The sequence below is a fragment of the Francisella noatunensis subsp. noatunensis genome, from assembly GCF_009823375.1.
GTDB lineage: Bacteria > Pseudomonadota > Gammaproteobacteria > Francisellales > Francisellaceae > Francisella > Francisella noatunensis.
This window is the reverse complement of sequence record NZ_WBSX01000127.1, coordinates 1-5,184: the sequence shown is the minus strand read 5'-3', so window position 1 is coordinate 5,184 and position 5,184 is coordinate 1. Positions and strand designations below refer to the sequence as shown.

The following is a 5,184-nucleotide window of genomic DNA, read 5'->3' as shown; positions in this document are numbered from 1 at the left end:
AGAGAATTAATGAAATGCTAAATAATGTAACTTTTATTGATGGCATTTCTGAGCATGAAGTTGACAAAATAAAACAGGATAAAAATTATGCCGCTTAATTCCCATACACTAGATTTGACAATAACTCTGAATTCATAGATATGAAAGGGTTACCAACATTTATTACTAATGATGTTATTAAAGATCCTAAAATTGAAGAGTATACTGAAAATTATAAAAACCATCTAGATAAAGTTTTTAACAAATAGGAAAACGTCATGAAAAAAGTATTAATGGTTACAACTAGTCATAGCAAAATGGGTGATTTGAATGAAAAAACTGGATTATGGCTATCAGAGCTTACTCATCCATATTACAGTATTCTTGATGAAAATATCATAATTGATATTGTGTCAATTACTGGAGGAGAAATCCCTATTGATCCTAATAGTGTTGCTGAAAAAGATCTTTTGAATGATAGATTTTTAGCCGATGATAATTTGAAAAATATTATGAAAAATAGCACTAGTCTTAGAGATGTAAATATCAAAGAATATGATGCAATAATATTTGCTGGTGGACATGGGACAATGTGAGATTTCCCAAATGATTCTAATGTACAGAATAAGATTTTAGATGTTTATTCTAGAAATGGAGTAATTGGCGCAATATGTCATGGTGTAGCAGCTCTGATAAATGTTAAAGATAATGATGGGCAAAATATTATTAGAGATAAAGAAGTAACCGGCTTTAGTAATAATGAAGAAAAAATTGTCGGTTTGACTGATGTCATGCCTTTTTCTCTAGAGGATAGTTTAGTCAAAGCTGGTGCTAAATATAGTAGTGCTTTGGAATGGCAATCTTGTGTAAAAAATGATGCTAAAATTGTTACTGCTCAAAATTCTCAATCAGCTACAGACTTTGGTAAACAGATAAAACATACATTAGTTAATAACTAATAACTAATAACTAATAACTAATAACTAATAACTAATAACTAATAACTAATAACTAATAACTAATAACTAATAACTAATAACTAATAACTTTCCTCTTTATTTATTACTCTGCAAGAATCATTGTAGGTGCAGGGAATACTCCATTATTTGAAAAACTATTTATTTGATGTAATGGACTTCCAAAAACTACGTTTACTAAACTAAATATTACTACTGATAAAATTAATTTTTTCATTTTTTATAACCTTATTTAAAATTCTTATATATTTTCTGCGAAGTATTATGACAAAAAAATCTCATAGAGTTAAATATATTGATTTTATTAAGTGTATAATATTTTCTTATAATGAGAGTTGACTGCTATTTACAATAAATGGCTATACTACGTGGCGTATATATTCCAAAAGTAGCCCATGCTATGACTAAATCTGAAGTTGTTTGCTCAGCATCAACTTTATAAATATTGTTATTATCATTACATATTTTACTAGCATTTATATCTGTCGATGGCCATATACCTAAGAAAAATGTATCTTTTTTATAGTAAGTAGGCTTTTGTAATACTTGTTTAGGCTTTTCAAAATTTACAGTTTGTGTTGTACAACCTCCTAAAAGGAAGCAAATAAGTATGGCTACCGTTTTTTTCATAAATTTATGCGCAATAAACATAAGTATGTCGTGGAGTTATAATACCTAAAGTTATCAAAGATATTAATCCATCCCAAATAAATGGTTTTGTAAAAGTAACTTTTGCAACTTTCTCTTGATGCCCACCACATATATCAGCTGGGACTACTTCTGAAGTTTGCCCTAAACCTCCTAATATATAAATATTAGAAACTTTACCTATAATTGGTTGCTTATCTGCGGGAATATTTTTAAAAGTAACACTTTGATCAGCACAGCTACAAAGTATAAAAAAACTAAATCCTACCAAAAATATTTGAGTATATTTTAGGATGTGATATTTCATTTATTTCAAAAAGGTATTTATAATAATGAAAATTGAGACTCTTCTTTAGTTTCTGCTTTTTCTTGAGAGTTATGTCTAGCTTTAACTGCATCTGCTAACATTTCAAGCATTTTGATTGTTTCATCAAAATCAACACACTTATCTGTTACACTTTGTCCGTAAGTTAGAGGCTTATTATTAATATCCTGATTTCCAGCTACAAGGTTACTTTCAATCATTATTCCAAATACATCATTACTAGTTTTAATTTGCTTACAAATATCTTCTAATACTGCGATTTGCTTAGTATGATCTTTTTTGCTGTTACCATGACTACAGTCAATCATAACTTTAGTATCAATTTCAGATTTTTTAAGCTTTTCGATACAGTCATCAACATGTTCTTTGCTAAAGTTAGGTCCTGAAGCGCCACCACGAAGAATTATATGGCCATTTTGATTACCTTTAGTTGCAAATATTGCTGTAGACCCAGATTTTGTAATACTTAAGAAATGATCAGGATAGGTAGCTGACTTAATAGCATCGACAGCTACTTGGATATCTCCATTTGTAGCATTCTTGAAGCCAATAGAAGCAGAAAGGCCTGAAGCAAGCTCTCTATGAACTTGGCTCTCAACAGTTCTAGCACCAATAGCTCCCCAAGTAATAAGTTCTGCGAAATATTGAGGAGTGATTACATCTAAAAACTCTGTTCCACAAGGTAATCCCATACTAGTAATATCAGATAGTAGGGTACGAGCCATACGAAGCCCCTTATTGATATTATAAGAATTATTAAGATTAGGATCATTTATAAGTCCTTTCCAGCCTATAGTTGTACGAGGTTTTTCAAAGTATACTCGCATAATTATAAGAATTTCTTTTTGGAACTTTTTGACTTGTTCTTTTAGCTTCTTAGCATATTCTATAGCAGCTTCCGTATCATGAATTGAGCAAGGACCAACAATAACAGCGACTCTATCATCTTTACCATGAATAATTTCAGCTATTTCTTTTCGCGATTTCCTAACTGTTTCAAAAGAAGTCTTTAAAAGAGGTATATCTTGAATTAGAACTTCAGCTGGAATCAATACTTTTTCCTTTTTAATATTTATATTAGAAACTTTATCAAAGTTTTTATCACCTATCATTAGAGATTTCCTTATATTCTTACTTTCTTTTACCAAAAAGACCCGGCATATTACCCATACCTTGCATAGCTGACAACCGTTTCATCATGTTAGCCATACCTACTTTTTTACCAACTACACTTTTCATCATTTTTTTCATTTGTGTGTGTTGCTGTAGAAGTTTGTTAAGGTCCTGTATTGTAGTTTCTGATCCCTTTATAATTCTTTGCTTTCTGCTATGTTTGATTAACTCTGGCTTCTTTCGCTCAAGCGGAGTCATTGAGTCTATCATGGCTTCAATTTTTTTAAACATATCATCACCAACATTACCTGGTAAATTTGCAGGCATATTGGGTAATTTAGACATAATTGAGCCAACACCACCCATATTCTTCATTTGTTGTATCTGACTTTTAAAATCTTCTAAGTCAAAGGTTTTGCCACTTTTAAGCTTTTGGGTAAGTTTTTCAGCAGATTTTTTCTCTGTTTTTTGTTCAATGCTTTCGATTAAACTAAGCACATCACCCATTCCTAGTATTTTAGAGGCTACTCTATCAGGATGGAATGGCTCTAATGCATCTGTTTTTTCTCCAGTACCTAAGAATTTAATCGGTTTACCTGTAATCTCTCTAATCGAAAGAGCAGCTCCACCTCTAGCATCACCATCAGTTTTTGTAAGAATCACACCTGTTAACTCTAAAGCATCATTAAATGCTTTAGCAGTAATAGCGGCATCTTGACCTGTCATACTATCTACAGTGAAGAATGTTTCTATTGGATTTGCAATTTTATGGATTTGTTTGATTTCATCCATCATATTACTATCAATATGCAATCTACCAGCGGTATCTATTATCAGAACATCTATTAATTTTGTTTTAGCAGCTCTAATAGCTTCTGAAACAATATAGTCAGGCTTTTGAGATGTGTCAGATTCAAAAAACTCTATGTTCAAACCATTTGCAAGAGTTCTTAACTGATCAATAGCAGCAGGGCGATAGACATCGGCACTGACTACCATTACCTTTTTCTTATGCTGCTCTTTTAAATACTTAGCAAGTTTAGCTGTAGAAGTTGTTTTACCAGCACCTTGCAAACCTGCCATGAGTATAATAGCTGGGGGCTGAGTTTTTAAGTTGATAGGTACAGCTTCTTCGCCTAATGCTCTTTCTATTTCTTTTTTTACGAATGAAATAAATGTTTGATCTGGTGTAAGACTTTTCTTGACTTCTTCACCTATAGCTTTTTGCTTTATATTTTCTATAAACTTTTTGACAACAGGTAATGCAACATCGGCCTCTAGTAGAGATACTCTAATGTCACGTAAAGCTGACTGTATATTTTCTTCTGTAAGAGAAGTTTGTCCTTTTATCTTCTTAAATGAAGATTGCAATTTATCTGATAAACTAGTAAACATATTTCAATAAGTTTCAGCTCTTATGAGCACAATTATCACAATAGACAAAATATTAACATTTTTAGAATAAATATACTATCTAACAGACTATACTAACAGCTATTATTAGGAATAATAGTAAACATATCAGCATGTAAGTGTAGTTTTTTGCCTTTATAAAAAAGATAAACTCTAAAAGGATCCTTAGCACAGGTGTTATTATTATTAAAAAGATTCCAATATTAACAATATTTTTTGCAATATCACGACTTCCAAAAATAGCATCTACAGCACCTAAACATATTATGAAAACAGCTAATGATAAGTTTAACTTTATAACACGATATATGACATTATCTTTGATCATATTAATCCTTTAATTATCATTTGTAATGCTGAAATAAATAAAACTATAAAAAATGTAAGCCTTAAAACCTTTGTTGAAATATACGGCATAATTTTAGAGCATATAGTAGCACCTAATAAAGTACCTAAAGCAACAGGAGCAGTTATTGAGCTATCTATATACCCTGCGAAATAATAAGTTGAAGTCGCCGCAAATGCCGTAATACCCATAATAAAATTGCTAGTAGATGCACTTACCTTAAAGGGTATCTTCATAACCTTATCCATCGCTATTACTTTAAAAATACCAGCACCAATACCAAGTAAACCTCCAATAAATCCAGCGCCAGACATAAATATAAAGCCAAGAATAGGGTGTTTGACACTATATTGCTGTTTTACTTTATTTACAGTCATTGAATC

The 5,184-nt window shown here is 31.0% G+C and carries 7 protein-coding genes and 1 pseudogene; 1 reads left to right on the top strand and 7 read right to left on the bottom strand.

The features are described from left to right. Nucleotides 1-272: 272 nt before the first annotated feature. Nucleotides 273-938: pseudogene (locus F8C69_RS09000) on the top strand (type 1 glutamine amidotransferase domain-containing protein). A 103-nt stretch (nt 939-1,041) separates the two neighbouring features. Here F8C69_RS09000 and F8C69_RS11080 read toward each other — a convergent pair. From F8C69_RS11080 to F8C69_RS08970, 7 genes are all read right to left on the bottom strand, one after another. Continuing rightward, nucleotides 1,042-1,173, bottom strand: a complete 132-nt coding sequence (locus tag F8C69_RS11080) for a hypothetical protein (RefSeq protein WP_267906566.1) — start codon at nt 1,171-1,173, stop codon at nt 1,042-1,044. A 125-nt stretch (nt 1,174-1,298) separates the two neighbouring features. Further along, complete coding sequence (locus F8C69_RS08995; protein WP_159184938.1) at nt 1,299-1,586, bottom strand: Bor/Iss family lipoprotein; 288 nt, start codon at nt 1,584-1,586, stop codon at nt 1,299-1,301. A gap of 4 nt (nt 1,587-1,590) precedes the next feature. After that, complete coding sequence (locus F8C69_RS08990) at nt 1,591-1,911, bottom strand: Bor/Iss family lipoprotein (RefSeq protein ID WP_159184937.1); 321 nt, start codon at nt 1,909-1,911, stop codon at nt 1,591-1,593. A 17-nt stretch (nt 1,912-1,928) separates the two neighbouring features. Next, entirely contained in the window at nt 1,929-3,041 is a 1,113-nt protein-coding gene (locus F8C69_RS08985; RefSeq protein ID WP_159184936.1) for a 3-deoxy-7-phosphoheptulonate synthase, read from the bottom strand. 19 nt (nt 3,042-3,060) lie between these two features. Continuing rightward, entirely contained in the window at nt 3,061-4,437 is a 1,377-nt protein-coding gene (ffh, locus tag F8C69_RS08980; protein ID WP_159184935.1) for a signal recognition particle protein, read from the bottom strand. A gap of 79 nt (nt 4,438-4,516) precedes the next feature. Beyond that, on the bottom strand, nt 4,517-4,783 hold the full coding sequence (locus tag F8C69_RS08975; protein ID WP_159184934.1) for a DUF1634 domain-containing protein: 267 nt from the start codon (nt 4,781-4,783) through the stop codon (nt 4,517-4,519). After that, nucleotides 4,780-5,184: sulfite exporter TauE/SafE family protein (locus F8C69_RS08970; RefSeq protein ID WP_159184933.1), on the bottom strand; the 405-nt coding region annotated here is incomplete at its 5' end. The genes F8C69_RS08970 and F8C69_RS08975, both read right to left, overlap by 4 nt.